This window comes from Falsiroseomonas sp. HW251, assembly GCF_050563545.1.
In the GTDB taxonomy this organism is placed as follows: Bacteria; Pseudomonadota; Alphaproteobacteria; order Acetobacterales; family Acetobacteraceae; genus Falsiroseomonas.
In genome coordinates this window covers 34,347-60,145 of sequence record NZ_JBNXUM010000012.1, presented here as the reverse complement: position 1 = coordinate 60,145, position 25,799 = coordinate 34,347, and the positions used below count along the sequence as shown (strand labels likewise).

General features: G+C 73.9%; 27 protein-coding genes. 10 read left to right on the top strand and 17 right to left on the bottom strand.

Annotation, left to right across the window (positions count from 1 at the left end; translation table 11 throughout):
* Nucleotides 1-37: 37 nt before the first annotated feature.
* Complete coding sequence (locus ACLF3M_RS15900) at nt 38-400, bottom strand: Rieske (2Fe-2S) protein (protein ID WP_430657927.1); 363 nt, start codon at nt 398-400, stop codon at nt 38-40.
* The gene (locus ACLF3M_RS15895) at nt 400-834 is read right to left on the bottom strand and encodes an EVE domain-containing protein (protein ID WP_430657926.1); all 435 of its coding nucleotides are present in this window, start codon (nt 832-834) and stop codon (nt 400-402) included. Before ACLF3M_RS15895 ends, ACLF3M_RS15900 begins: the two co-directional genes overlap by 1 nt.
* A 215-nt stretch (nt 835-1,049) precedes the next feature.
* Here ACLF3M_RS15895 and ACLF3M_RS15890 point away from each other — a divergent pair, with 215 nt between their 5' ends.
* From ACLF3M_RS15890 to ccmI, 7 genes are all read left to right on the top strand, one after another.
* Nucleotides 1,050-1,730 carry a heme ABC transporter permease gene (locus ACLF3M_RS15890; RefSeq protein WP_430657925.1) on the top strand — a complete coding sequence of 227 codons (681 nt, stop codon included), beginning with the start codon at nt 1,050-1,052 and terminating at the stop codon, nt 1,728-1,730.
* Entirely contained in the window at nt 1,727-1,870 is a 144-nt protein-coding gene (ccmD, locus tag ACLF3M_RS15885; protein ID WP_430657924.1) for a heme exporter protein CcmD, read from the top strand. The genes ACLF3M_RS15890 and ccmD overlap by 4 nt, the downstream gene beginning before the upstream one ends.
* Complete coding sequence (ccmE, locus tag ACLF3M_RS15880; protein ID WP_430657923.1) at nt 1,867-2,436, top strand: cytochrome c maturation protein CcmE; 570 nt, start codon at nt 1,867-1,869, stop codon at nt 2,434-2,436. Before ccmD ends, ccmE begins: the two co-directional genes overlap by 4 nt.
* Complete coding sequence (locus tag ACLF3M_RS15875; RefSeq protein ID WP_430657922.1) at nt 2,433-4,406, top strand: heme lyase CcmF/NrfE family subunit; 1,974 nt, start codon at nt 2,433-2,435, stop codon at nt 4,404-4,406. The genes ccmE and ACLF3M_RS15875 overlap by 4 nt, the downstream gene beginning before the upstream one ends.
* Nucleotides 4,403-4,966, top strand: a complete 564-nt coding sequence (locus ACLF3M_RS15870) for a DsbE family thiol:disulfide interchange protein (RefSeq protein WP_430657921.1) — start codon at nt 4,403-4,405, stop codon at nt 4,964-4,966. Before ACLF3M_RS15875 ends, ACLF3M_RS15870 begins: the two co-directional genes overlap by 4 nt.
* Before the next feature lie 197 nt (nt 4,967-5,163).
* On the top strand, nt 5,164-5,565 hold the full coding sequence (locus ACLF3M_RS15865) for a cytochrome c-type biogenesis protein (protein WP_430657920.1): 402 nt from the start codon (nt 5,164-5,166) through the stop codon (nt 5,563-5,565).
* Nucleotides 5,565-6,359: a c-type cytochrome biogenesis protein CcmI gene (gene ccmI, locus ACLF3M_RS15860; protein WP_430657919.1), complete on the top strand. Its 795-nt coding sequence runs from the start codon at nt 5,565-5,567 to the stop codon at nt 6,357-6,359. Before ACLF3M_RS15865 ends, ccmI begins: the two co-directional genes overlap by 1 nt.
* A 90-nt stretch (nt 6,360-6,449) precedes the next feature.
* Here ccmI and ACLF3M_RS15855 read toward each other — a convergent pair whose 3' ends face one another.
* The 10 genes from ACLF3M_RS15855 to ACLF3M_RS15810 form a co-directional block, all read right to left on the bottom strand.
* Complete coding sequence (locus ACLF3M_RS15855; RefSeq protein ID WP_430657918.1) at nt 6,450-7,619, bottom strand: glycosyltransferase; 1,170 nt, start codon at nt 7,617-7,619, stop codon at nt 6,450-6,452.
* Complete coding sequence (locus ACLF3M_RS15850; protein WP_430657917.1) at nt 7,616-8,905, bottom strand: glycosyltransferase family 4 protein; 1,290 nt, start codon at nt 8,903-8,905, stop codon at nt 7,616-7,618. The genes ACLF3M_RS15855 and ACLF3M_RS15850 overlap by 4 nt, the downstream gene beginning before the upstream one ends.
* Nucleotides 8,892-10,064 (bottom strand): DegT/DnrJ/EryC1/StrS family aminotransferase, encoded by a 1,173-nt coding sequence (locus ACLF3M_RS15845; protein ID WP_430657916.1) that lies wholly within the window; start codon nt 10,062-10,064, stop codon nt 8,892-8,894. Before ACLF3M_RS15845 ends, ACLF3M_RS15850 begins: the two co-directional genes overlap by 14 nt.
* 125 nt (nt 10,065-10,189) lie before the next feature.
* On the bottom strand, nt 10,190-10,786 hold the full coding sequence (locus tag ACLF3M_RS15840; RefSeq protein ID WP_430657915.1) for a sugar transferase: 597 nt from the start codon (nt 10,784-10,786) through the stop codon (nt 10,190-10,192).
* A complete protein-coding gene (locus ACLF3M_RS15835) occupies nt 10,767-11,978 on the bottom strand; it encodes an O-antigen ligase domain-containing protein (protein ID WP_430657914.1) in 1,212 nt (403 codons plus the stop codon). Before ACLF3M_RS15835 ends, ACLF3M_RS15840 begins: the two co-directional genes overlap by 20 nt.
* Nucleotides 11,975-12,838, bottom strand: coding sequence for a hypothetical protein (locus ACLF3M_RS15830; RefSeq protein ID WP_430657913.1), 864 nt, complete (start codon nt 12,836-12,838; stop codon nt 11,975-11,977). Before ACLF3M_RS15830 ends, ACLF3M_RS15835 begins: the two co-directional genes overlap by 4 nt.
* Nucleotides 12,820-14,622: a heparinase II/III domain-containing protein gene (locus ACLF3M_RS15825; RefSeq protein WP_430657912.1), complete on the bottom strand. Its 1,803-nt coding sequence runs from the start codon at nt 14,620-14,622 to the stop codon at nt 12,820-12,822. The genes ACLF3M_RS15830 and ACLF3M_RS15825 overlap by 19 nt, the downstream gene beginning before the upstream one ends.
* Nucleotides 14,623-14,709: 87 nt before the next feature.
* The gene (gene mdoH / locus ACLF3M_RS15820; protein WP_430657911.1) at nt 14,710-16,473 is read right to left on the bottom strand and encodes a glucans biosynthesis glucosyltransferase MdoH; all 1,764 of its coding nucleotides are present in this window, start codon (nt 16,471-16,473) and stop codon (nt 14,710-14,712) included.
* Entirely contained in the window at nt 16,436-17,236 is an 801-nt protein-coding gene (locus tag ACLF3M_RS15815; protein WP_430657910.1) for a hypothetical protein, read from the bottom strand. The genes mdoH and ACLF3M_RS15815 overlap by 38 nt, the downstream gene beginning before the upstream one ends.
* Nucleotides 17,233-17,643, bottom strand: a complete 411-nt coding sequence (locus tag ACLF3M_RS15810; RefSeq protein ID WP_430658059.1) for an ABA4-like family protein — start codon at nt 17,641-17,643, stop codon at nt 17,233-17,235. The genes ACLF3M_RS15815 and ACLF3M_RS15810 overlap by 4 nt, the downstream gene beginning before the upstream one ends.
* A 102-nt stretch (nt 17,644-17,745) precedes the next feature.
* Here ACLF3M_RS15810 and ACLF3M_RS15805 point away from each other — a divergent pair, with 102 nt between their 5' ends.
* A complete protein-coding gene (locus ACLF3M_RS15805) occupies nt 17,746-18,360 on the top strand; it encodes a TetR/AcrR family transcriptional regulator (RefSeq protein ID WP_430657909.1) in 615 nt (204 codons plus the stop codon).
* A gap of 72 nt (nt 18,361-18,432) precedes the next feature.
* Here ACLF3M_RS15805 and ACLF3M_RS15800 read toward each other — a convergent pair whose 3' ends face one another.
* The 4 genes from ACLF3M_RS15800 to ACLF3M_RS15785 form a co-directional block, all read right to left on the bottom strand.
* Nucleotides 18,433-19,050, bottom strand: coding sequence for a hypothetical protein (locus ACLF3M_RS15800; protein ID WP_430657908.1), 618 nt, complete (start codon nt 19,048-19,050; stop codon nt 18,433-18,435).
* Nucleotides 19,051-19,200: 150 nt separating this feature from the next.
* Nucleotides 19,201-20,700, bottom strand: coding sequence for a tripartite tricarboxylate transporter permease (locus ACLF3M_RS15795; protein ID WP_430657907.1), 1,500 nt, complete (start codon nt 20,698-20,700; stop codon nt 19,201-19,203).
* 157 nt (nt 20,701-20,857) lie between these two features.
* Nucleotides 20,858-21,358 (bottom strand): tripartite tricarboxylate transporter TctB family protein, encoded by a 501-nt coding sequence (locus tag ACLF3M_RS15790; protein WP_430657906.1) that lies wholly within the window; start codon nt 21,356-21,358, stop codon nt 20,858-20,860.
* A 33-nt stretch (nt 21,359-21,391) separates the two neighbouring features.
* Nucleotides 21,392-22,366 (bottom strand): tripartite tricarboxylate transporter substrate binding protein, encoded by a 975-nt coding sequence (locus ACLF3M_RS15785; RefSeq protein ID WP_430657905.1) that lies wholly within the window; start codon nt 22,364-22,366, stop codon nt 21,392-21,394.
* Nucleotides 22,367-22,548: 182 nt separating this feature from the next.
* Here ACLF3M_RS15785 and ACLF3M_RS15780 point away from each other — a divergent pair, with 182 nt between their 5' ends.
* Both ACLF3M_RS15780 and ACLF3M_RS15775 read left to right on the top strand, forming a co-directional pair.
* The gene (locus ACLF3M_RS15780) at nt 22,549-23,787 is read left to right on the top strand and encodes a hypothetical protein (protein ID WP_430657904.1); all 1,239 of its coding nucleotides are present in this window, start codon (nt 22,549-22,551) and stop codon (nt 23,785-23,787) included.
* Nucleotides 23,784-24,611 carry a hypothetical protein gene (locus tag ACLF3M_RS15775; protein WP_430657903.1) on the top strand — a complete coding sequence of 276 codons (828 nt, stop codon included), beginning with the start codon at nt 23,784-23,786 and terminating at the stop codon, nt 24,609-24,611. Before ACLF3M_RS15780 ends, ACLF3M_RS15775 begins: the two co-directional genes overlap by 4 nt.
* Before the next feature lie 6 nt (nt 24,612-24,617).
* Here ACLF3M_RS15775 and gtdA read toward each other — a convergent pair whose 3' ends face one another.
* Complete coding sequence (gene gtdA / locus ACLF3M_RS15770; RefSeq protein ID WP_430657902.1) at nt 24,618-25,685, bottom strand: gentisate 1,2-dioxygenase; 1,068 nt, start codon at nt 25,683-25,685, stop codon at nt 24,618-24,620.
* Nucleotides 25,686-25,799 lie beyond the last annotated feature (114 nt).

The window sequence follows — 25,799 nt, the reverse complement described above, 5'->3', positions numbered from 1 at the left end:
CAGGATATGGGCTCGCATGAGCCGATGTCCAGCACGGTCACACGCCCGCGTCCGCCGGGACGATCACCCGCCCCTCGGCGTCGATGCGCACCGGCACGGCTTCCAGGCTCTCCCCGTAGCAGGGGCCGGAGAAGCACTCGCCGTCCTCGATGCGGAAGCGCGCGCCATGAGCCGAGCAGACGATGTGCTGCTTCTTCGCGTCCAGGAACCGGTCCGGCGCGGGATCGAGCGGCAGGCCGATATGCGGGCAGGAGTTCACATAGACATGCACCGCCGCGCCCCGGCGGATCGCGAAGAGGCCCGTGAAGCCGCCTGGCGCCGGCGGGAAGCCGCGGCTCTCGCCCTCCGGGATCTCGTCCACCCGGCAGAGCACGCGTTCCTTGGCGGAGACCTCCGACATCAGCCCTTCCAGCCGCCCATCCTGCAGAGCTTCTTCCAGTGCTCCGCGCTGACTGGCATCACCGACAGGCGCGACATCCGCACCAGGGCGAGCTCCGCCAGGCCAGGCTCCGCCTTGATCGCGGCCAGCGTCACCGGCTTCGGCATCGGCCCTACCGCCTTCATGTCCACGCAGACCCACTCCCCCTTGGGGTCGTCGGGAGCCACCGTCGGGTCGGGATAGGCCGTCCTCACGACCTCCACCACACCCACGATCTCCTTGCCGATGTTCGAGTGGTAGAAGAAGGCGAGGTCGCCCGCCTTCATGGCCACCAGGTTGGCCTTGGCCATGTGGTTGCGCACGCCGGTCCAGGGCTCGACCCCCCGCTCGACCTGCTGCGCCCAGGAGAAGGCGTCGGGCTCCGACTTCACGAGCCAGTATTGCCGGCGCGGCATGCGGGACGGGACCTCCGGTTGCTGTTGCGGGAGGTAACCCGCGCAGCCGGGCGCTTCAATCCGGCGCGATCCCGGCCTAGGTTAACCCCGTGGACGCCAGCCCAGCCCCGAGCCCTGCAACCGGTCCGCGACCTGACGCACCTGCACCTCCGGGGTCGCGGTCGCTGCATCGGTTCGCCAACCCCGGCCGATTCCTGCGCCTGACCGAGGGCTGGATGCCCTGGCTCTGGGCCTTGGCCATCGGCGTGACCGGGGTCGGCGCGGCCTGGGCGCTGGTCTTCTCCCCCACCGATTGGCAGCAGGGCGAGACGGTCCGGATCATGTATGTCCATGTCCCGATGGCCTGGCTGGCGATGGGCGGGTACACCGGCCTCGCGGTCCTCTCGATCATGTCGCTGATCTGGCGCCACCCGCTGGCCGACCTGACCGCGCGGGAACTGTCCCCGGTCGGCGCGGCCGCCACCGCACTCTGCCTGGCGACGGGGAGCCTCTGGGGCAAGCCGATGTGGGGCACCTGGTGGGTCTGGGATGCGCGGTTGACCAGCGTGCTGGTGCTGTTCTTCCTGTGGCTCGGCCATGCCGCGCTGGTGCGCGCCTTCGACGACGCGGAACGCGGCGCGCGGGCCGGCGCCATCCTGGCCCTTGTCGGCATCGTCAACGTGCCCATCGTGAAGTTCTCGGTGGATTGGTGGAACACGCTGCACCAGCCGGCTTCGGTCACGCGCCTGGATGCGCCGGGGATGCATGTGGACATGCTCTATCCCCTGCTGACCTGCGCCCTGGGCTTCACCTTCCTCTTCGCCGTCACGGTGCTGGCCCGCACCCGCGCCGCCGTGATGGAGCGCCGCGTGCGCGCGCTGGAGACGGCGCGGGCGCGAAGGCTGGACGCGGCATGAGCACGCACGGCCTGCATGTCGCGCTGTCCTGGGGGGTCACCGCCGCGGTGTTCGGCGCCTTCGCGATCAGCGCCTTCCTGCGTCAGCGCAGCGCCGAGGCGCGGCTGAAGCAACTCGATCCCCGGGGCGACCGCGCATGACCCGCAAGAAGCGGCGCATGTGGATCCTGCTGCTCTGCGCCATCGGGCTCGGCAGCGCCACCGCGCTGACGCTCACCGCCTTCCAGGACAATCTGGTGTTCTTCCGCTCGCCGTCGGACATCATGACGGCCGAGGGCCGCCCGACGCCCGACCGCGCCTTCCGCCTCGGCGGCCTCGTGGAATCCGGCTCCGTCCAGCGCGAGCCCGCAACGAGCGGCCAGCGCCCCGTCGTGCATTTCCGCGTCACCGACGGCGCGCATGCGATCCAGGTGACCTATGCCGGCGTGCTGCCCGACCTGTTCCGTGAAGGGCAGGGCGTGGTGACGATGGGCAGGCTCGGCGTGGACGGCGTCTTCCGCGCCTCCGAGGTGCTGGCCCGTCACGACGAGACCTACATGCCGCCCGAGGTCGCCGACGCGCTGAAGCGCTCGGGCCACTGGAACCCGGACCAGGGCGCGGCCCCGCCAGCGGCGTCCTGGAATACGCTCGATCCCGCGCGCGGGGACCGCGCGACGAACCCCGACCGTCAGCGGCCGACGCAGCCGCCAGGAAGGACCGGCTCTTGATCGCCGAAGTCGGGCACTTCGCCCTCGCGCTCGCCCTCATCCTCGCCTTCGCGCAGGCGACCCTGCCGATGGTCGGCGCGCAGCAGCGCGACGCTCGCCTGATGGCCACCGCCGCGCCCTTCGCGATTGGGCAATGCGTCGCGATCCTGGCCGCCTTCTTCTGCCTGATGTGGTCCTACGCGATCAATGACACGACGGTCGCCAACGTCGTGCAGAACAGCCACAGCCAGAAGCCCATGCTGTTCAAGATCACCGGGACCTGGGGCAACCACGAGGGCTCGATGATCCTCTGGGTCTCTATCCTGGCGCTCTGCGGTCTCGCGGTCTCGGCCTTCGGGCGCGGTCTGCCGTCCTCGCTCAAGGCGCGCGTGCTCGGCGTGCTCGGCCTTGTCTCCGTCGGCTTCCTGGTGTTCATCCTGCGGACCTCCAACCCCTTCGACCGCGTCTGGCCGCCGCCGGTGGAGGGGCAGGGGCTGAACCCGGTGCTGCAGGACATCGGGCTCGCGATCCATCCGCCGCTGCTCTACCTCGGCTATGTCGGCTATGCCGTGACCTTCGCCTTCGCCATCGCGGCGCTGATCGAGGGCCGCGTGGACGCGGCATGGGGGCGCTGGGTGCGGCCCTGGTCGCTGGCGGCCTGGTCCTGCCTGACCTGCGGCATCGCGCTCGGATCCTGGTGGGCCTATTACGAGCTGGGCTGGGGCGGCTTCTGGTTCTGGGACCCCGTCGAGAACGCGTCGCTGCTGCCCTGGCTGATCGGTACCGCGCTGCTGCATTCCGCGATCGTCGTGGAGAAGCGCGAGGCACTGAAGACCTGGACGGTGCTGCTCGCGATCATCGCCTTCGGGATGTCGCTGCTCGGCACCTTCCTCGTGCGCTCAGGCGTGCTGAATTCCGTGCACGCCTTCGCCAACGACCCTGAGCGCGGGCTCTTCATCCTCGGGCTGCTGCTGTTCTATGTCGGCGGCGCCTTCCTGCTGTTCGCCTGGCGGGCGCAGGCGATGGCGCCGACGGGGATCTTCGCGCCGGTCTCGCGAGAGGGCGCGATCGTGCTGAACAACCTGCTGGTCTGCTCGCTGAGCGCCGTGGTCTTCGTCGGCACGCTCTGGCCGATGTTCGCCGACGCGCTGTTCGGCGCGAAGGTCTCGGTCGGACCGCCCTTCTTCAATACCGCGGCCTTCCCGCTGGTGGTGCCGCTGATCCTGGCGATGGCGGCGGGGCCGCTGATGCCGTGGAAGCGCGCGCAGCTCTGGCCGGTGATCCAGCGGCTCTGGGCCGCGGCGCTGATCGCCTTCGCCGCTTTCTTCGTCGCCCTGCTGCTGACGGGCGCGCCGGTGCTGCCCGCCGTCGGCTTCGCCTTCGCGGCCTGGGTCATCGGCGCCGCACTGACCGACATCGCCGACCGGACCGCGCTCTTCCGCACGACGCTGTCCAACAGCTGGGCGCGCGCGAGGGGCCTACCGCGCGCGGCCTGGGGGGCGGCGCTCGCACATGCCGGCGTCGGCGTCGTCGCGGCCGGCATCGCCGGGATGGGCCTGGCGCAGGAGAAGCTGGTGGCGATGGCCGTCGGCGATTCCACGGAGATGGCGGGCTACACATGGCGGCTTGAGCGCGTGGCCGACGCGCAGGGCCCGAACTTCAGCGCCCGCCGCGCCACGATCTCCGTCCTGCAGGACGGGCGCGTGCTGCATGTGATGGAGCCCTCGCGCCGCTGGTTCCCCGTCGCGCGGCAGAACACGACCGAGGTCGCGATCCGCACCAACCTGATCTACGACCTCTACGCCGTGATCGGCGAGGAGGACGCGGCGACCGGCAAGGCGGTGATCCGCATCCACTACAACCTGCTCGCACCCTGGTTGTGGCTGGGCGCGGCGGTGATGGCGCTGGGCGGCGGCCTGTCGCTGGCCGATCGCCGCACCCGCGTCGCCGCGCCGAACCGCAAGGCGGTCGCGCAGGGAGCGCCCGCGTGACACCCGCGTCGCGACGCGTGCTACTGTTCGCGCCGCTTGGCGTCGTCGCGGCCGGCGGCGTCGCCTTCTACGGCATGCTGCAGGGCATGCGCACCGGCAGCTACAACCCGCGCGGCGTGCCCTCCGCGCTGATCGGCAAGCCGCCGCCGGATTTCGCGCTGCCGGCGCTGGAGGGCGCGGGCAAGCAGCCCTTCGGCGCCGCCGACCTGCGGGCTCTGCCCGGCCCCGTGCTGGTCAATTTCTTCGCGAGCTGGTGCGTGCCCTGCATCATCGAGCATCCGCAGCTCATGCGCCTGTCGCGCGAGGGCGTCGCGATCTTCGGCATCGCCTACAAGGACAAGCCGGCGGATGCGCTGAAATTCCTGCGCGACCGCGGCGATCCCTTCGCGCGCCTGGCGGCGGACGAGCCCGGCCGCGTCGCGATCGACTGGGGTCTGTATGGGGTGCCGGAGACCTACCTCATCGACCGCCAGGGCATCATCCGCTGGCGCTGGGCCGGCCCGATCACGGAAGACGTGCTGACCAACGACCTGCGGCCGCTGTTGAGGCAGTGGGCGTGAGCGGGGTTGCGCGGGTGGTTGCCCCCTCCCAACCCTCCCCCGCAACAGCGGGGGAGGGCTTAGCGGGCCGCTGCTCTTCCCCCTCCCCCGCTGTCGCGGGGGAGGGATGGGAAGGGGGCCGGTCGCTGCGTCGTCTCGCCCTCGCGCTCCCCCTGCTCCTCCCCTTCCACGCCCTCGCCGTCTCCAACCCCGCCGACATGCTGCCCGACCCCGCGCAGGAGGAACGCGCCCGCGCGCTGGGGCGCGAGATCCGCTGTATGGTCTGCCAGAACCAGTCCATCGAGGACAGCGAGGCCTCCCTCGCCCGCGACCTCCGCCTCATCGTTCGGGAGCGCATCGCGGCCGGCGACAGCGACGCCGGCGTCATCGAGTTCCTGCACGCGCGCTACGGCGACTTCGTGCTGCTCAAGCCGCCCTTCGCCTGGTCGACCGCGGCGCTCTGGGCGACGCCGCTGATCGCGGTCCTCGGCGGGCTCGGCCTGATCGTCGGGCTGCGCCGCCGCGCCGCCGCGACGCCGCCGCCGGCACCGCTGACGGAAGATGAACGCAAGCGACTCGCCGCGCTCGGCCTGCCGCCGCAGGACGGATCGCGCGCGTGATGCTGTGGCTGCTCGTGGGCGCGGTGGCGCTCGTCGCGATGCTGCCGCTCGCCGTCGCGGTGCTGAGGCCCGCACGCGCGCGCGGCCGCGCGGAGGCCGACCTGGCGCTGTACCGCGCCCAGCTCGCCGAGCTCGACCGCGAACGCGAGGCCGGGCGGCTCGATGCGGCCGCGCATGCTGCCGCGACGCTCGAGGTGCAGCGCCGCATCCTCGCCGCGCCGAAGGACGACGCGGCGGGCGCCGGCAAGGGCAGCGCCGCGCTGGTCGCGGCCGCGCTCTTCGTCGTCCCCGCCGCGGCGATCGGGCTCTATCTCATGCGCGGCGTGCCCGACATGCCGAGCGCGCCCTACGATCTGCGCCGCCAGCAGGCCGAGGCCGAGGAACAGCTCCTGACGCAGCTTCGCGCACGTCTCGCCACCGTGCCGCCGGGCACCGAGGCGGCGCGGCAGGGCTATGTCCTGCTCGGCAATGCCGAGCGCAACCGTGGCCGGCCGGACGCCGCGGTCGAGGCCTGGAACCGTGCGCTGGCGATCCGCTTCGAGCCGCAGGTCGCCGCCGATGTCGCGGAGGCGCTGATGGAGCAGGACAAGGACGCCGAGGCGATCCCGCTGCTGTCGCGTGCGCTGGCCATGCAGCCGCAGGACATCCGCCTGCGCTTCGTGACCGGCGTCGCGGAGGAGCGCGCGGGACGGCCGGCCAATGCGAGGCGCCTCTGGCAATCCATCGTGGACGACGCCCCGCCCGACGCGCCCTGGCGCGCGATGATGGAACGCCGCATCCAAAGGCTCCCCTGATTCGGAACCCTCTCTACCCGCAGGTGGGAGAGGGCAGAGTGAGGAAGGCGAGCAAGGTGAAGAGCGCGCTTGGCACCCTGCGCGTCCCCCTCACCCAACCCTCTCCCCCGTGGCGGGGGAGAGGGCTCGTTCCCTTGGCGGCCATGCGCGCGCCCCCGGCACCAGCCGTTCATACAGCGCGACAAGCCGCGCCGCCTCGCCCGCCCAGCCGAACCGCGTCAGCGCTGCGTCCCGTCCGCGCGCGCCTATCGCCGCGCGCAGCGCGGAATCCTGCAGGGCCAGCGCCGCCGCCGCGACGCGCGACGCATCCGCCGTCGGCACCGCGATCCCGCAGCCGGCTTCCGCGACCACCGCCGCCACTTCCACGGCAAAATCCGGCGAGATCACCGGCAGCCCGCAGAGCATCGCGTCGAACAGCTTGTGCGGCAGCGCGAGCCGATGGTTCTCCACGCCGGGTTGGAACAGCACCAGCGCGACGTCGCAGCCCGCGACGAGGCGCAGCGCCTCTTCCCGCTGAAGCCAGCCATGCTTCTCCACGCGCGTCGCGACGCCGAGATCGGCGGCGAGTGCGTCGAAGGCGGCCTCGCTGCCATCGGTGAAGCGGCCGACCAGCACGAGCCGCGTCTCCTCCGGCAGCAGCGCCAGCGCGCGCAGCATCGTTGCGGCACCGCGCGCCTCGCCCAGCGCGCCGAGATGCACCAGGCGCAGCGGGCCCGGCGTGTGACGGCGCGGCGCGATACCGGGATCGGCCGCGTAGTTCCGCACCTTGATGCAGCGCGCCGGCCCGCCGAAGGGCGCGTCGAGCCCGTCCTTCGCGACCACCACGGCCTGGGTGCCGAGGGACAGCAGCCGGCAGGCCAGCGACAGCGCGCCCCGCGCGACGGGGCGCAACCCGCGCGGCAGGCGCGGATCGAGCCGCGAGGGGTAATGCTCGTGCACGTCGAGCACGACGCGCGCGCCGCAACGCAGTGCGGCGATCCGCGCGGCGAGCCAGCTGTCGGGCTCATGCGCATGGATCACCGCGGGCCGCAGCGCCGCCGCTTTGCGCGCCAGGCGCGGGATGGCCGCGATGCGCGCGCGCCAGCCGCGCGGCGCCGCGCCGGTCCCGCGCAGCTCGACGCCATGCAGGAGCCGCGGCGCGGCCGGCCCCGGCGACAGATGCACGACGCCATGTCCCGCCGCCGCCAGTGCCGCGCCCTCCTTCGCGACGATGCGGACGTCGTCGGCGGGATGCGCGGCGGAGAGCATCAGGATCGTCATGCCGCCGCGACTCCTTCGGTCGCGGCCGCCGCCGCCACCACGACCGCAGCGAAGTCGCACGCGATGCGGCGCGCATCCAGCCGCTCCTCCGCCACCCAGCGCGCGGCGTGCGACATGGCGGTGCGCGTCCAGGGATCATGCGCCAGCCGCCGCAGCGCGCCGGCGAGTGCGGCCGCATCGCCCGGCGGCACGGCGATGCCGCAGCGCCCGTCCTCCAGCAGGCGCGCGGCGCGGCCCGGCACGTTGGTGACCATGGGCAACCCTGCCGCCAGCCCCTCCGCGAGCTTGTTCGGTGCCGACATCTCGGCGAAGGCGGCGACCGGCGCGAGGCAGAGCAGCCCGGCATCGGCGCCGGCCAGCAGCCCTGCGAGCCGCGGCTTCGGCAGGGGATCGAGGAAGGAGACCGGCAGCCGCTCGGCCGCCGCGCGCGCGACCAGGGCGGGCTTGCACGCGCCCTCCCCCACCAGCAGCAGCCGCACGCCCGCGCCGCGCAGCATCGCGGCGGCGTCGAGCAGCTGGTCCAGGCCGTTGGCCTCGCCATGCGCGCCGGCATAGACGACGAGCAGCTCGCCGGGCGCGGCGCAGGGCGGGCGCCAGGCCTCGACATGCGGGCCGAACAGCGCGAGGTCGGCGCCCTGCGGCAGCACATGGACGCCGGCTGGATCGGCGCCACGCCGCAGCGCGGTGACAGCCATGCCCTCGGTCAGCGCGACGACGGAGGCGGCCTCTCGGCAGGCGGCGTTCGCCAGGTGCTCCATCGCGGCGAGGATGGGGCGCGGCAGGCGATCGCCGGCGAGCGCCCGCGGCAGCTCGGGCCAGGGGTCGCGGATCTCGAAGAGGAACGGCGTGCCGCGCAGCCGCTTCGCCGCCAGCGCCGGGATGGCCACGGTCAGCGGCGTGGAGGAAGCGACGACCAGGTCCCAGCGATGTCCGAGCGCGAGCCGCGCCGCGCGCGCGGCGTAGCGCAGGAAGGTCAGGCTGCGTCGCGCCAGGCGCTGCGCGTTGCCGCAGGGGATGTCGAACTCGACGACCTCGAAGCCGTCCATCGCGCCGCGCCGTGCGCCGCGGCGGAAGGGTCCCGTCAGCCCGGTCGCCGCGCCCTGGTAGCGTCCGCAGGCCAGCAGCACGTCGTGCCCGGCCTCGGCCAGCGCGCGGGCGTTCAGGAAGGACCGCGTGGCGGTGCTGCCCTCGGGGCGGGAGAAGTGCTGGTGGAGGTAGAGGATCCGGAGCGGCCGCCGGCTGAGCAGCGGGGCGAGGGGTTCCGGCTCGCGCTCAGCGCCGGGCACAGCCCCGCACCACCTCGATGACGCGGGCCTGGTCGGACGGCGTCATGCTGCTACCCGAGGGCAGGCAGAGGCCGCGCTCGAAGAGCTCCGCCGCGCGGGCGCCGCCGGCGCGGGGCGCGTCGCGGAAGGCCGGCTGCAGGTGCAGCGGCTTCCAGGCCGGGCGGCTTTCCATGCCCGCATCGTCCAGCGCGCGGCGGACCTGTTCGCGGTCGGCGCCGAAGACGGCGGGCTCGATCTGCGCGACGGTGAGCCAGCGGTTGGATCGGCTCCAATCGGGCTCGGCCAGGAAGGACAAACCCGGCAGGTCGCCCAGCGCCGCGGCATAGGTGGCGAAGATTTCGCGCCGCCGCTCGACCCGGGCTTCCAGGGCCGGCAGCTGCGCGAGGCCGACGGCGGCGAGGACGGAGGAGAGGCCATAGGCGTAGCCCGTGGTCTCGTGCTCGTAATGCGCGGCGGGTTCGCGTGCCTGGGCGGCCAGCGCACGGGCGCGGCCGAGCAGGCCGGGGTCGTCGGAAGCGAGCGCGCCGCCGCCGCCGGTGGTGACGATCTTGTTCCCGTTGAAGGAGAACGCGGCGAGCCGCGCGCCGCGTCCCGCATGCACCCCGCCGCGCATGGTGGAGCCCATGGCGGCGGCGCTGTCGGACAGCACGGCGACGCCCCAGCGCTCGCAGGCCGCGACGATCGCGTCCATCTCCGCGGGCTGGCCATACAGATCCACCGGCACCACGACGCGCGGCAGGCGGCCGCGGCGGGCGGCGCGGGCGAGGGTTTCGGACAAAAGCCCGGGGTCGAGGGTGAAGCCCGGCCCGGTCGCGTCGAGCAGCCGCGGGACCGCGCCCATCTGCACCGCCGGCGCGATGGTCGCGACGAAGGTCGCGGTCGGTGCCCAGACCTCGTCGCCGGGCTGCACGTCCAGTACCCGGTAGCCCAGATGCAGCGCGGCCGTGCCGGACGCGGTGGCGAGCGCGGTCAGGAAGCCCGTGGAGTCCGCGACGGCGGCTTCGAACGCCGCCGGAGCGGGGCCGGCTGGCGCAAGCCAGCCGGCCTCCAGCGTGAGGCGAAGACTCTCGATCTCCCGTCCGGTGAGAGCGGGGGGCGAGAGGTGCAGCCATTCGGTTGGGCGACCCGGAAAGGGCAGCACGGCGCCGCGGCGGGTCATCTCCGGGGGATAGAGACGGACTGACACGTCGCAGCGACTTTCCCTCAAGCCCGCACAGCATGGTTGAGAAGCGTTGCCGAATGCCCGTGAAAGCAGCGTCAAACAGCGTGAAAACGGAAATCTTCCTACGTATCCGGTCCACCACGGAACGGCGGCATCGTCGCATGCCCGGCCGCCGCCGCCCCGCTTCCCCTGGCCCAGACGCCGAGCGTCCCCATCACCAGAAGCGCATCGCCCGCCAGCGTCGGCGGCGCGCCGGCATAGCGCGCATCAAGCTCCAGCCGCGCGGCCCAGGAGATCGCGTTGCGCCCCGCCGCCACGCCCGGCCCCGCGATGCCCGGCCGCACCGCCAGCCGCAGCGCCTGGCGCGGCGAGTAGAGCGGCACGTAGTGAAGCGGGAGCGGCCGCGGCCCGACCAGCGACATCTCGCCGCGCAGCACGTTCAGCAGTTGCGGCAACTCGTCCAGCCCCGAACGACGCAGCGCGCGGCCGAAGCTATCGAGACGTTCCTCGTCGCTGCCGGGCCCCTCGCGCATCGAGCGGAACTTCAGCAGCCGGAAGGGCACGCCGCCCTGCCCCGCGCGGTCCTGGCGGAAGATCACGGGCAGGCCGAGCCGGGCCGCGACGGCGAGCGCAATCACCGCCATCACCGGCGCCAGCAGCGCCAGCAGCACCGCCCCCGCGACGAGGTCGAGCGCCCGCTTACCCCCGCGCGCGTACATCGCGCGCCCCGACGCCGAGGCTGAGCGCCAGGCCCAGCGCGAACCAGGCCATGCGGTTGCCGAGGTCGCTCGACACCATCGCCGTCACCGCGACCGGCAGCACCATCGCCGCGATGCGCGCCGCGCGCCCGGCCTCCGTCCGCCGCAGCAGCGCCATGGCCGCGACGAGCCCGCCGCCGAAGGCGAGCAGCCAGAGCAGCAGGCCCGGCAGCCCGGCCTCGGCCAGCACCTCCAGCGCATGGTTGTGGGGATAGAGGCCGCGCCGCTCGCCATGCCCGGCGGCGATGGTGAAGCCGCCGGTACCCAGGCCCAGCGGCAGCGCCTCCCCGCCCCAATGCAGCGCGGCCGACCAGAGCGAGAGCCGCGCATCGAGCCCCTCCACGCCGCCGGTCAGGCGCTCCAGCGTGCGCAGCCCCGCCGCGCGGCCGGGATCGAGCATCAGCAGCGCCACCGATGCGATCCCCGCCAGCGCCGCGGCGCCGAGCCAGGCCAGCGCCGCGCCGGGCCGCCCGCCCCGCCACAGCCGGAGCGCCGGCGCCACCGCGACGCCGAGGCCGAGCGTCGCCAGCGCCGTGCGCCCGCCCGGCAGCAGCGCCGCCGCGGCCAGCGCCGCGACCAGCCCGAGCCAGCACAGAGCGAGGAGGAGATGCCGGCTCTCGCTCGCGCGGACCGCGGCGAGCGCGGCGGCGATGGCGATGGCGAGGCCGGCGACCTGGTAGTTCGTCTTCGCGGAGTCCTGGACAACGATCTCCCGCAGCAGCCCGCCCGATCGCGCGGCCAGCACGATGCCCGCGGCGAGCAGCATCCCCGCGAGCAGCGACCCGCCGGTCAGCCCGCGCCGCGCCGCGGGATCCGCGCCCAGCAGCATGCCCGCGGCCAGCATCGCCGGCCCGGCCAGCACGACGTCCACCAGCTTCTCCGGTGCCACCTCGCGCGAGGGCGACCAGGCCGTCGCGACGACGAGCCAGAGCGGCAGCAGCAGCGCGCCGGCGAGCGGCCAGGCGATCGCGGGATCGACGTTCCAGCGCCGCGTCGCGAGCAGCAGCCCCAGCAGCGGCGGCAGCGCGGCGACGGTCGCGACGGTCAGGTCCAGCGGCAGCGCGCCGAGCCCCGGCGCGGTCTTCAGCCCCCCCGCGACCTGCATCGCTGCGGCGAGGACCCCGGCCAGCAGCGCGAGCGGCGCGACGATCACTCCGCGGGCTCCGGCACCAGCCGGCGGGCGGGGCGCCGCGCCTCGCCCAGCAGGACGGCGGCCGTGCCGATGCCGAGCGCGGCCATCGGCGCGGCGATGGCCAGCAGCAGGATCAGCAGCGGCCGGTTCGGCAATGACGGGCGCAGGCCGACCGAGGGGCCGGAGACCAGCCGCGCCGCCACCACGTCGTCCGCCGCCGCGATCACCCCCGCGCGCTGGCTCTGCGCCAGAAGATCGTAAAGCGCCTGACGGATCGCGGCGTCGGTCTGGCGGTTCAGCCGCGCCTCCAGCGCGCGGACGCGCCTTCGCGCCAGCTCCTCGAGGTCGCCGCGCACCTTGCCCTCGGCGAAGGCGTGCAGGCGCCGCAGATAGGCCAGCGCCGCGTCGCGGTCGCGATGCGCCAGCGCGATGGTCCAGGTCACCTGGTTCGGGGTCTGCGTGATGGAGAGGCTCCGCTCGAGCCAGGCGCGGAGGTCGTCGAGATCGGCCTCGATGCGCAGGCCGAGCGCCTGGCGGATCTCGCCCATCGGCCAGGCCGTGCGCCAGGCCGTGAGCTCTGCGAGGATCGGCGTCTCCGCGGCCAGCAACTCCGCCGCCTGGCTCGATCGCATCGCGCCGATGTAGATCGCGAAATTGCCGGTCGCGCGGAAATCGAGCAGCCCGCCGAGCGGCATGGCGTGTGACAGCAGCGAGGAGGTCGCGATGCCCGTCGTCTCGGCCGGCGCGACCACGGCGTCGGCGACGTAGCTCGTCGGCCAGGCCATCACCGTCGTGACGCCGGCGGCGAAGAGCGCCATGGCGGCGAGCGACACGCCGCGCCAGCGTGCGAGAATCCCCGCGATCAGCTCGCCGAGCGGCATGCGACCCCCTTGCCCAATCGGATCCACGTCGTCAGCCGCGTCACGGGCGCCGCGGCCTCCACCCGCAGCACCGGGGCGGGGCGGATCGTGCCGTAGAGATCGCTCTCATGGCCCGCGACGAGCGCGATCGAGAGCGGCGCATCGGATTCGAAGGCGATGGTAGCGGGCCCCTCCGCGCCGTCCGCGGTCAAGCGCCAGGTCGCGGGGCAGAGGCGCCAGTGCCAGGCGACGCGGCGGAACGGGCCGGCCAGGCGATCCTCCACCGTCCAGTCGCGGCCGGCGACGCGGATCTCGCGCGCGGTCTCGCGGCTGGCGGCGTCGCGCATCGCCGCGCCGTCCGGCAGGGCGCGCATCGCGGGCCACCGCGCGAGCAGGAAGCGGCCGGCGCGAGGCATCGGATCCTCGGTGTCGAAGACGGGCGCGTTGTGCGCGGCGGCGCCGCCCAGCGCATCCCACCACCACGACGCGGGCGGCGCATAGCTGCCGGTGCCGCCGTCGCGCAGGATCCAGGTTGCGCCGTCGCGCAGCGAGACGTGCAGGAGGTCGGACTGTCCGGGGCGGAAGCGCAGCCCGCCGGCGCGCATCACCGCGGCGGCGTCCGCCTCGTGCCAGCCCATCGTTCCTTCGGACCGCCAGCGCGGCGGCCGCGGCATGCCGAGGCGTGGCTGCGCCAGGCCGAGCCAGGTGCAGCCGGGATCGTCGGGCGCATCCGCGCGGCAGCCCGCGAAGAGCCGCGCCGCGCGTTCGACACTGCCGCGCGCGTCGCGCGGACCGCACAGCGAGAGGTCGGCGAAGGCGCTGTCGTCCTCGAGCCCGAGGCGCGGCGCGCCGCCCGCGGGATCGCAGACGCGGTGCAGCCAGCCCGCGAGCAGCGCCGCGCGCCGGCCGAGCGGCGCGGGGAAGGGCGGCGCCCCGGCGCGGCGGCGCAGCCACTCCGCGATCGCCAGCACGTCGAGCGCGAGGCGCGCATAGCCCGGCGAGACCTGCGCGAAGCCGCCATCCGCGGCGACCAGCCGCGCGACGCAGGCGGCGAGCGACGCGGCATGCGGCGTGGCATCGCGGCCGAGCAGCAGCGCGCAGGCGAAGGCGCCGGCGGCTTCCGAGATCGGGTGGTTGTTGTCCTGCGCCATCGCATAGAGCGGCGTCGCGGCGATGCGCCTCGCGCAGCGGTCGAGCAGCGCGCGCGCGCCCGGGGGCGGGTCGCGATCGGCGTCGAGCAGGGCGAGCGCGAGGGCGACGTGCAGCGCGCGCAGCGCCGCTTCCTGCCCGCAGGCCCAGGCGACGCCGCGATAGGGCGGGTTCTGCACGCACCAGAGCGTGGCCAGCGCATCGGCGCGGGCGAGATGCGGCCCGTCGGGATCGAGCCGCGCGGCCTGGGCGAGCAGCGGCAGGGCGGCGAGGCGGCTGGCTTCCCAGGCCGGGCGCGCGCCGGCGCCGCGATGCAGGTCGAGGGACAGCGCCGGCGCGGCGGGGTCGAAGCCGCGATGCCAGTCGGGATGCTGCGGCAGGGACGCGGCGGCGCCGAGGATCCGGTCGGCCTCGGCCGCGGTCAGCGTCGGGGCGGGCGGGGCGGTGGCGGGCAGGAAGCGCCCGGCCGGGACCGGCCGGTCGGCAAGCCGCAGCGCCGCGACGCCGAGGCGGCGCAGGGCGGCGTCGCCGAGGCGCAGCGCGACCGGGCGCGGGCCGAGGCGCCGCGCCGCATCGGCGGCCAGGGCGATCCCGCGCAGCCCGGCCGCGCCGGCCGGCCGGCCCGGCCATGGCCGGCTTCGGACCTGATCGGACATGATGGGAAGGAGGATGAGGCAAGCCCTGGCGTTGCCGGCATTAATATTCGCGCATTGGTTGGGCGGCGTGCGGTTTTCACACTGCTTTCACGCTGATTCACGCTGGGCGGCCCGCTCCTCCAATTCCTCGGGCGTCGCGGCGATGCGCCGATCGCGCAGCCAGGCCGAGAGGGCGGGGTCGGCGCTGAGCACGCAGAGCGGGATCGCCAGCACCATGCCGGCCGTGAAGGGCAGGGCGACCAGCAGCGCGGCCGGCGAGACCGTGGCGAAGATCAGCGTCAGCGCGACGCCGATCAGCGTGTGCGGCCAGAGCAGCCGCGCCGCGTCCTGCCAGGCGATGCCGCGCGCGGCGCGGTTCTGGGGCGCCCATCCCGCGCGCCGCCCGAAGGGCAGCGTGACCAGGAACATCGCCTTGTTCAGCGTCGACAGCGGCTCGAAGAGTTGCATGAATGCGAACTCCGCCGCCGCGCCCTTCGCGAAGGCGGCGCGGCCGCCGTAGCGCGCGGCGACCGGAGCCTGGATCAGCGCCTGCGCATAGCCCGACAGCTTGGGCGCGAAGTAGCAGAGCCAATGCGCGAAGACCGCGATCGCCAGCGCCCCCATCGGCGTCGCCGCGCCGCCGCCCGTGGCCGCGTTGACCGCAGCGAGGACCAGCACCGCCGCATGGAGCGGCGCGCCGAGGAACAGCAGGATCGCCTGCAGCAGCTGCAGCCGGCCCATCGGGGTGAAGTTGGGCAGCTTCAGCAGCTGCCAGTACTGCATGTTGCCCGCCCCCCAGCGCTCGTCGCGGATGAGGAATTCCGGCATGGCGGGGGGGTTGGATTCGAGGCTGCCGTCCTCCTCCGGCAGGCAGCGCACGCGCCAGCCCGCGGCCTGCAGGCGCACGCTCTCCACCATGTCGTGGGAGAGGATGCGGCTCCCGTCGGCAAGAGGCTCGAGCCGCGCGTGGTCGCGGAAGGGCGCGCAGCGGATGATCGCGTTGTGCCCCCAATAGGGCCCGGCATCGAGCTGCCACCAGGCCTGGCCGGTCGCCCAGCTCCGCATGCCCGCGCGCATGCCGAACTGGAACAGGCGCGGGAAGGCCGCGGCGGCGGGGCGCCCGACGATGAGCTGCTGCACGATCGCGAGCCGCGGTTCGGCTTCCATGATCGCGACCAGCCGCAGCACGGCGCTCGGCGTCATCACGCTGTCGGCGTCGAGCGTGATGAAGAAGGCGGCCTCGCCGGCGTGGCGGTCGAGGAAGTCCATCAAGTTGCCGGCCTTGAAGCCCTCGTTCCGTTCGCGGCGGCGGTAATGGACATGCGGATGCCGCGCCGCGAAGGCGGCGATGGCGGCTGCCTCGGCGGCGGCATGGGCGGGGTCCTGCGTGTCCGACAGCAGCCAGAGGCGGAAGCGGTCGGCCGCGCCGGCTTCCGCCAGCCCGTCCAGCAGGCGGCCGAGCGGGGGCAGCACGGAAGCCATGTCCTCGTTGCGGATGCAGACGGCGAGCGCGGTGACGGATTGCGGCGGGCCAGGCCGCGCCCGGCGCAGCGCGGGCAGCACGAAGCCCGGCGGGTCGTCGCTGTCGAGGAGGATCGCCAGGCCGGTGATGGAATTCGCCGCCGAAAGCGCGGCCCAGGGCACGGTCGGCAGGACGCAGAGCAGGATCAGCCACTCCGCGGTGTTGACGCCGCCAGGCGCGAGCGCGCGCCAAGTCAGCCAGACCAGCAGCGCGGCGATGGCGAGGACGAGCGCGGCGAAGAGGCTGCGGCGGCGAACGACGTTCTCGGTCACGTCAGATGGATGGCGGGGGATCGTGGCGGGCGTGCGGCGGTCAGGGCGACACCGGCACCCCGGCGAGGGCGAGCGCATAGGCGCCGAGGCTCAGCGCCGTCCATCCCGCCGCGCCGAGCCAGACCATCCCCGTACCGGCGCCGAGCAACGCGATCGCCGGCAGGGCCTGCATGGCATGGATGCCGAGGAAATGCGCGACCCGAAGGTCGCCGCCGTCGCGCGACCAGAAGAAGGGCGGGAAATTCGCGGCATCGCTCAGCACGCCGCCTACATGCGGCGTCTGGTGTGCCGAGATGCTCGCGCCGGTGAAGCCGCCGATCGCGCCGCCCACGATCAGGCCGAGCCCGACCGCATGCCGCCAAGCTCGCGGCCTTGCCAAATCGCCATGCCGCAGGACCAGCGCGCCGAGCAGCGCGGCCAACGCCACCAGCAGCACCGCCGCCAGCCCCATCAGCCCGTACATCACGCCGCCGAGCGGATCGGTGGCGAAGTGGCTGGGCTGGCCGAGCAGGGCGCGCAGCGTGATCCAGCCCTGTTCGAACAAGCCCGCGCCGAGCGTGCCCCACAGCACCGCGCGCGCGGCCCAGCCGTCGCGCACCGCCGGCGCCAGCACGCCCCAGGCCCAGGCCAGCGTCCAGAACCACGCGACGAAGGACGCCGCGAACTTCGCCGGCTTCACCCACACGGAGACGCCGTTGACGCTGCGCGGGTCGAAGGCCATCGCGACCAGGCAAGCCAGCAGCAGCCACAGCATCGCCCAGCCCGCGCGGGCCAGAAGGGGTTGGCGCGCGGCGAGCTCTGCCAGGATGGGGGTGGCGGGCCGCAGGACATGCGCGCTCATGCGCGGGCCTCCTTCGCCATGGCGGCCCGCAGGCCGAGGAAGGTCAACAGCCCGATCGGGCCGGCGAGGAAGGTCAGCGGCAGGCAGAGCCGCACGAGCCAGGGATGGAGGCCGTCGGCCGCGCCGCGCCGGCAGATCCAGGCGCCGATGAACAGGTCGAAGGCGAGGTAGTGGACCCAGCCCGCGAGCAGCACGCCCTCCGAGCGGAACAGGGCGGCGACGCCGGCAAGGGAGGAGAAGCCGCCCTCCGCCCCCGGCGCGTGGGCCGCGAGCAGCACGGCATAGAGCGCGGCGAGGAGACCCGGGATGGCGATGCCGGCCAGGCGCCAGGTCACCAACGGCGCGCGGGGCGCGACCAGCAGCGCGAGCCAGCCAGCCATGGCGAGCATGTTGGCGGCGGAGAAGATGGTTTCGGCGGGCAGGGGAGCCTCCTGAACTTGCCAGTGGTCAGTTTATGCCGCTTCGAACTGACCGTTGTCAAGTTCAGTCCTCGGCGTCAGGATGCGATCATGTCCGTGACCCCGAAGGCGGAGGGCCGCCACCATCACGGCGCGCTCCGACAGGCACTGCTGGACGCGGTGGCCGAGATCGTGCGCGAACGCGGCCCGGACGCGGTGACGCTGCGTGAATGCGCGCGGCGCGCCGGCGTGTCGCATTCCGCCGCCACGCCGCATTTCGGCGACAAGCGCGGCCTGCTCACCGCGTGCGCGGTCGAGGGCGAGGCACGACTTCAGGCGGCGATGCGGGCGGAGTTGTCGGCGCTGCCGCCGGGCGCGGATGCCGCCGCGCGGCTGGGCGCGACGGGGCGCGGCTACATCGCCTTCGCGCGCGGCAATCCCGCGCATTTCCGGCTGATGTTCCGCGCCGAGCTGATCGACCGCGGCGACGCCGCCTGGCGCGCCGCGACGGCCGCATCCTTCGCGGTGCTGTCCGACGCGATGGAGGCGCTGGTGCCCGGGCTGGATGCGCGCGCGCGCCGGGCGCGGCTCGCGCTTGCCTGGGCGGCCGTGCACGGCTTCTGCGCCTTGCGCGTCGAAGGCGGGGGGGGCGCGATCTTCACGCCGGCGGTTGCCGACGACCTGATCGCGCTGGTCGTCGCGGCCTGCGCCGTGCCGGCGCGCTGAACGCGACGCCGCCGGTGCAAGGCCTGGCGAGGCGGGCGGCGGGTCGCCCCACCGCCCGCTTCAGGCGTCGCCTCAGTTGCTCTGCGGCGTCGGCGTGACGGAGAGCGCCAGCGCCTCCTCGAAGGCGATGTCGATGTTGTCGCCGACGCGCACGTTGCGCAGCAGCGCCTGCATCTCCGGCCGCTTCACCACGACCGTGCGCGGGCGGTTGTTCGGGCCGACGAAGCTGACGGTGTTGGTCGCCTGGTCCACCGCCGTGACGCGCACGCGCACGCGGGTGAGCTCGCCCACCGCGCCGGCCGGGCGCTCGCCCGGGGCGGCGCGGACGCCGGCGATCTCCCGGGTGGGCGCGCTGCCGCGGCCCGTGGCCGGCGCGATGGCCGCGGCGACGGCGACGAGGTAGCGGACCGTCACCCGGTCGCCGGAGCGGATCTGGTTGAAGTTCTGCACCTCGCGGCCGACGCGCATCGTGACCAGCGCGCCGGACTGGGCGCCGTCCTGGCCGCGCAGCAGGATCTCGCGCTTGGTGCGGTCCACCGTCTCCACGATGGCTCGCAGCGTGATCTCCTCGGACACGGCGGCGGCCTGCGGCGGCGGCGGCGCGGGCGGGGCCGGCGGGGGGGTGGTCTCGCAGGCCGCGAGCGGCAGCAGGCCGAGCGGCAGGATCAGGGTGGCGCGGCGGGTGAGCATAGCTTTTTCCTTCCTCGCGGGCGCCGCCACGGCCGGGCTGGCCGCGGGCAACGACCCTTACGCGGGCGTCATTTCGCCCATTCGGTGCCCCGCTGCCAACCCGTTTCGCAGCGTCCGTTTTCGACGGCCGACCTGCGGAATGAACCGGGATCAGCCCGCCATCCGCCGCACCCAGGCGCCATAGAGCCGCGGCCCCGCCAGCGCCAGCAGCGCGACGGCCATGATGCAGGCCGAGATCGGCCGCGTGACGAAGGTCGTCCAGTCGCCCTGGCTGATGGTCAGCGCCTGGCGCAGCGCCTGTTCGGCCATCGGGCCCAGGATCATGCCGATGACCACCGGTGCGACGGGGAAGTCGAAGCGGCGCATGAACATCGCGATGATCCCGATGCCGTAGAGCAGCACGAGGTCGATGACGGAGTTGCTGATGCCGTAGGTCCCGATCGTCGCGAAGACCAGGATCCCGGCATAGAGCTGCGGCTGCGGGATCTTCAGGATCCGCGCCCAGAGCCCGACCAGCGGCAGGTTCAGCACCACCAGCATGACGTTGGCGATGAAGAGGCTCGCGATCAGCGTCCAGACGAGCTCGGCCTGGCTCGTGAACAGCAGCGGCCCGGGCTGGATGCCGTAGGACTGGAAGGCGCTCAGCATGATCGCCGCCGTCGCGCTGGTCGGCAGGCCGAGCGTCAGCATCGGGACCAGGATGCCCGCGGCGGCCGCGTTGTTCGCGGCTTCCGGGCCGGCCACGCCCTCGATCGCGCCGGTGGTGCCGAATTCCTTCTGCGCCTCCGGTGAGGCGAGCTTCCTCTCGGCGTAGTAGCTCAGCATGGTCGGCATCTCGGTGCCGCCCGCCGGCATCACGCCGAAGGGGAAGCCGAGCCCCGCGCCGCGGATCCAGGGCCAGAAGCTGCGCTTCCAGTCCGACTTCGACATCATGATCGAGCCGACCGGCAGCACCTCCTGCTTGCCCTCGGCGTAGCGCCAGGCGAGGTAGAGCGTCTCGCCGACCGCGAAGAGCGCGACGGCGACGAGCACGACGTTGACGCCGTCCAGCAATTCGGGGACGCCGAAGGTCAGCCGCGGCTGGCCGGTCTGCAGGTCGATGCCGACCAGGCCGAGCAGCAGGCCGAAGAACAGGCTCGTCAGGCCGCGCAGCGCGCTGCCGCCGAGCACGGCGGAGACCGTGACGAAGCACAGGATCATCAGCGAGAAATACTCGGCCGGCCCCAGCGTCAGCGCGAGGTCCACCACCACCGGCCCGAGGAAGGCGATGCCGAGCGTGCCGACGGTGCCGGCGACGAAGCTGCCGATCGCCGATGTCGCGAGCGCCGGCCCCGCGCGCCCGCTGCGCGCCATCTTCGCCCCTTCCAGCGCGGTGATGATGGAGCCGCTCTCACCCGGCGTGTTCAGCAGGATCGAGGTGGTCGAGCCGCCATACATCGCGCCGTAAAAGACACCGCAGAACAGGATGAAGGCGCCGGTGGCCGGGACGGTGAAGGTGATCGGCAGCAGCAGGGCGATGGTCAGCGCCGGCCCGATCCCCGGCAGCACGCCGATTGCGGTGCCGAGGAAGCAGCCCAGCAGCGCCCAGCCCAGATTGGCAAGGCTCAGCGCGTTGCCGAACCCCATCGCGAGCCCCGAGATCGCGTCCATTATGGGGCCCTCAGGCGGCGGGCGTCGTGCCGAAGGCACGCATTCCGCGTGACGCCTCCGGCGGCTTGCCTTTCGCGCCTACGCGCTGTCGCGCGCTTGTCTTGGGTCGCCCTGCGCGCGGGGCCGCCTTCGCGGCCCTGGTCTTCGTGTCGGCGGGTCATTCCGGGCTCCCGAAGACCAGCGCCTCGATCACGCCCGCGCCGATGTTCACCCCCAGCAGCTTCACGAACAGCGCATAGGCGCCGAGCGAGACGACGAAGGCGATCGCGAGGTTGCGAAGGTGCGAGCGCGAGCCGAAGGCCGCGCAGACGAGCGCGAACTGCACCGTCGCGGCCACGGTGAACCCGAAGGGCACGATCAGGGCGATGTTGGCCAGCAGGCTCGCCAGCAGCAGGCCGATGGCGCGCCAGTTCACCGGCGGCGCGCCCTGCAATTCCTCGATGTCGTGCGACCAGCCGCCGCGCAGCGCGACCACGGTCAGCGCGACGCCCAGCACCACCAGGCCCGCGGCCACCAGGAAGGGGATCGCCTTCGGACCGACCTGCGCATAGAGCGGCGAGGCCGGGATGACCGCGGCCTGCCAGGCCGTCAGCAATCCCGTCAGCAGCACGAAGATCGCCACGGCGATGTCCGCGCCGCGATGCGGGTTCTCACGCATGCCCTGCGCCCCCTTCCCCGGTGGGCTGCCGGCCTAGCTGGCCAGTCCGATGTCCTTCAGCACCTGCTCCGTCTCCGCCTGGTCGCGGCGCAGGAATTCCTCGAAGGCCGTGCCGGTCAGGAAGGCGTCGTCCCAGCCCTGCCGCTCCAGGATCTCGCGCCATTGGGACGAGGCGTGCAGCGCCGTCATCCAATCCGTCAGCGCCTGGCGCTGGTTGGCGTTGATGCCCGGCGCGCCGAAGACGCCGCGCCAGTTGCCGATGACGATGTCCATGCCGCTCTGCTTCAGCGTCGGCACGCCCTCCAGGCTGCGCGTCTCGCCGGTCGTGGCCAGCGCGCGCATGCGGCCGGCCTTGATCTGCTCGGAGAATTCCGACACGCCGGAGATGCCCGCGCGGACCTGCGCGCCGAGGATCGCGGCCTGGGCCGGACCGCCACCGGCGAAGGCGACATAGGATGCCTCCCGCGCGTTCTTGCCCAGCGCCTTCAGGATCAGGCCGAGGGTGATGTGGTCGATGCCGCCCGCGCTGCCGCCGCCGACCGAGACCGCGCCGGGATTCGCGCGCAGCGCGTTCAGGAAGTCCTGCAGGTTCTGGAACGGCGAGCTGGCGGGGACGACGATGACCCCGGGCTCCGTCGTCATGCGCGCGACCGGCGTGACGTCCTTCAGCCCGACGGGCGTGCGGTTGGTGATCAGCGATCCCACCATCACCGCGCCCGCGACCATGATCGCGTCGCCGCGGCCGCGCCGCTGGCCGACGAAACGCGGCAGCCCGACCGCGCCGCCGGCGCCGCCCACATTCTCGAACTGGAAGCTGCCGACCAGGCCCGCCGCGCGGGACGCCTGCTCGATGGCGCGGCCGAGCCCGTCCCAGCCGCCGCCCGGGCCGGCGGGGACGAAGACGAACATGCTGGGGAAGCGCTGCTGCGCGACGGCGGGGCGGAACAGGGCGGCGGAGGCCGCGAGCCCGGCGGAGGCCGCGATCGTGGTGCGGCGGCGGATGGTCATGGTTGTCCTCCCTCGAGGCCGGCAACGCGCAACGCCGCAAGGCTAGGACAGCCTCGCCGGTGGCGCAAACCAGCGGCGCAACGACGCCGCGTCCGGCCGCGAAACGGATGCGGCGCCGGTCGGCTTGCCGAGGCGCGCCGCGCGGCCGCATGGTGGCGCGCCGGAACCTGGGACTGTGCGACATGACCAGCCTCCGGGCCATGGTGGCCCGCTGCGCGATGCTTGGCCTTCTGACGGGCGTCGGCCTCGGCGCGCCCGCGCTCGCCCAGCCGCAGCCGCCGCCGAACCGGGAGGTGACGGTCCAGAACGAGACGGACCTGTTCCTGCAGGAGCTCTACCTCGCGCCGCCCAATGCTGCCGATCGCGGACCCGACCGCCTGGGCAACGACACCGTCGCGCCGGGCGCCACCTATCGAGCGCGGCTCGGCCGGACGCGGGACTGCGTCTTCAACGTCACCGCCGTCTTCCAGGGCGGCACCGAGGAACAGCGGCCGCGGGTGGATGTCTGCCGCGCGCCGCGCCTGGTCTTCGGCGATCCCGCCCTGCCGACGCTCGACGCCGCGGTCGCCAATGCCAGCCAGGTCGCGCTGCGCGAACTCTATGCCCGCCCGGCCGGGGAGGCCGCGGACCGCCAACCCGAGCGCCAGGCTGAGCGCCCGTGGGGGCCCGACCGCCTCGGCGCCGGGACGATCCAGCCGAACGGGCGCTTCGCGCTGCGGCTGCGCGCGCGCGAGTGCCGCTTCGACCTGCGCGCCGTCTACGACGACGATCGCGAGGAGGTGAAGCGCGGCCTCGACCTCTGCCAGGCGCGCGCCGTCGCTTTCGACCGCAGCGGCATCCCCCGGCCGCCGACGCGGCGCCTGGTGCTGGCGAACCGGCACCTCGCCGCCGTGCAGCAGGCCTACCTCTCCGCCAGCACCGATGCCGACTGGGGTCCCGACCGCCTGGGCGCGGCGATCCTGGAACAGGGCGGGGAGGCGACGGTCGAGATGCAGGGCGAGTGCGAGGCGGACCTGCGCATCGTCTTCCCCTCCGGCGCGGCGGAGGAACGGCGCGCAGTGAACATCTGCGACGAGCCGCGCATCGTGCTGCGTCCGGGCTGGGTGGTGGCCGCGCGGCTGGACCCGGGCGACGATCCCGGCCCCGACCTGCCCGCGCCGTCCGGCGTCTCGCCGAACAGCCTGCGGCTGCGCAATGCCGGCCAGTTGCCGGTGGTGGAGATCTACACGGGCCGGCGCGGCGGCGATCGCGGCGAGGACCGGCTGGGCGCCGACACGCTGCCGATCGGCGCGACGATCGACATCGAGCCCACCGAACCCGAGGCCTGCGCCGCCGACCTGGTCGCGGTCTTCCGCGACGGGCGCGAGGTTCTGCGAGAAGGCGTGGACCTCTGCACGGGGGCGGAGATCGAGGTGCGATGAGAAGCCTGGGCTTCGCGCTGGCGCTGCTGCTCGCCGGTCCTGCCGCCGCGCAGGGCGTGCCGGAGGCGCTGCGTGGCGCCTGGTTCGCCGGCGACTGTGCCGATCCCGCCGCGATGCTGGTGCTGACCGGCCGCGCCGCGGCGCGGGTGGATGCCGAGGCGCCGGCGCGGCTGTACCGCTTCGCGACGCTGGGGTCCGCGGCGGGCTATGCGCTCGGCACCGGCACGGGGCCGGAGGCGCCGCGGCTGATGTTCCGCGCCGCGGCCGAGGGGCTCGAGACCATCGAGCCCGAGGCCAAGACCCGCGATGACCGGCTGCCGGGCGACGCCGCGCCCCAGGCCTGGCGCCGCTGCGACTCGCCGCCCGCGGCGCTCGCCGCGTTGCACGGGGAGGGCATCGCCTTCCTTGCCGCGCTCGAGAACCTCGAGGCTGCCTGCGGGACCGGGACGCCCGGCGCCTGCGCCGAGGCGATCCTGCGCCAGGGCGATGTCAGCGGCGATGCGCGGCTGTCGCCGGCGGAGCTGGCGCGCCTGGCGCGCGGCGCGGCCTGGCTGCTCGCGGTGCAGGAAGGCGCGACGCAGGAGGTGCTGGCGACGGCCGTCGGCGCCGGCGCGCTGGGCGGCATCCTGGCCGCGCGCACGCTGGTGGAGAGCCTGGACTATGACGGCGACGGGCGCCTGTCCGCGGCGGAGTTGCTGCAGGACCGCGGCCCCGGCTTCGCCCGCGCCGCCGGCACGCCGGAAGGCCGGCCGCTGCGGATGGAAGGCCTCAGCGAAGGCGCGGGGATGCTGCGGAGCTTGATGGACGGGCTGCTGAACCGGTAGGCGCAGCTATTCGCGCGTCTCCCGCCAGAGCCCGAGCTTGCGCTGCGCCGCCGCGTCGGAATAGCCGAAGAGCACGAGTTCCGTCGCGGCTTCCAGTTCCAGCGCCGCCCAGGACGGCACGACGAAGATGTCGCGCGGCGCGAGCGCGAGCTGGCGGCCGCCGATGCGCGCCGTGCCGCTGCCTTCCACCACGACGAAGACGGTGGCGTCGGTCGACCGCCGCGCGCGGGTCGCGAAGCCGCGCGGCAGCAGCCGCACATGCGCCGCGATGGTCGGCATGACGTCGCCGCCATCGGCGGGGTTGATGAACTCCAGCGCGTGGCCGAGATGCGCGTCCGGGTCGCCGGCGCGCGCCATCACCGCCAGGCTCTCCCGCCACTCCGCGTAGGGATAGTGGAACAGTGGCAGCCGGCCCGGACGTCTTGCCGCGGCGGTGCCGCCGAAGGGGCGAAGGTTGCGCCCGTAGCGCGCGGCGGTGTCGCCGGGCGGCGCGGTCTCGGGGTGCGCCATGGCGCCGTCGGGCAGGCGTTCCGCGAAGGACGCGGCGTAGAACCGCACCGTCGGGATATCGAGCCCGTCCAGCCAGATCATCGGCCGGCCGGAATCGTTTCCGTGGTCATGCCACTGCCAGTTCGGCGTCAGGATGAGGTCGAAGGGCCGCATCACCGCCTTCTCCCCATCGACCGCGGTGAAAGCGCCGTCGCCTTCCATCACGAAACGCAGCGCGCATTGTGTGTGGCGGTGGCAGGGCGCGACCTCGCCCGGCAGGATCAGTTGCAGCCCCGCATAGAGGCTGCTGGTAACAGAGGAGGTGCCGGGCAGGCCCGGATTCTCCAGGATCAGCACGCGGCGCTCCGCCTGCTCGGCCGAGATCAGGTCGCCGGCCCGCAGCAGATGGGCGCGGGCGTCCTCGTAATGCCAGAGATGCGGCTGGACGGCGGAGGTCGGGGTCGGCGTGACAAGGGCGGCGAGCACCTCCCACAGGGGAAAGAGGTGCTGCGGCTCCATTTCCTTGTAGAGGGCCTGGAGCAGGGTCCTGGCTTCGTTCGAGCCGGGGGCGGGGCCATCGGTCATCGGGCGTTTCCGGGTGCGCGTGGGCGGCGGAGCTTAGCCCGGGCCGCGGCGGGGCGTGAATGCCCAGGGCTGCCTCGGGGCTTCCGTCGGGCTGGGGGTTCCGGTAGAGAGGGC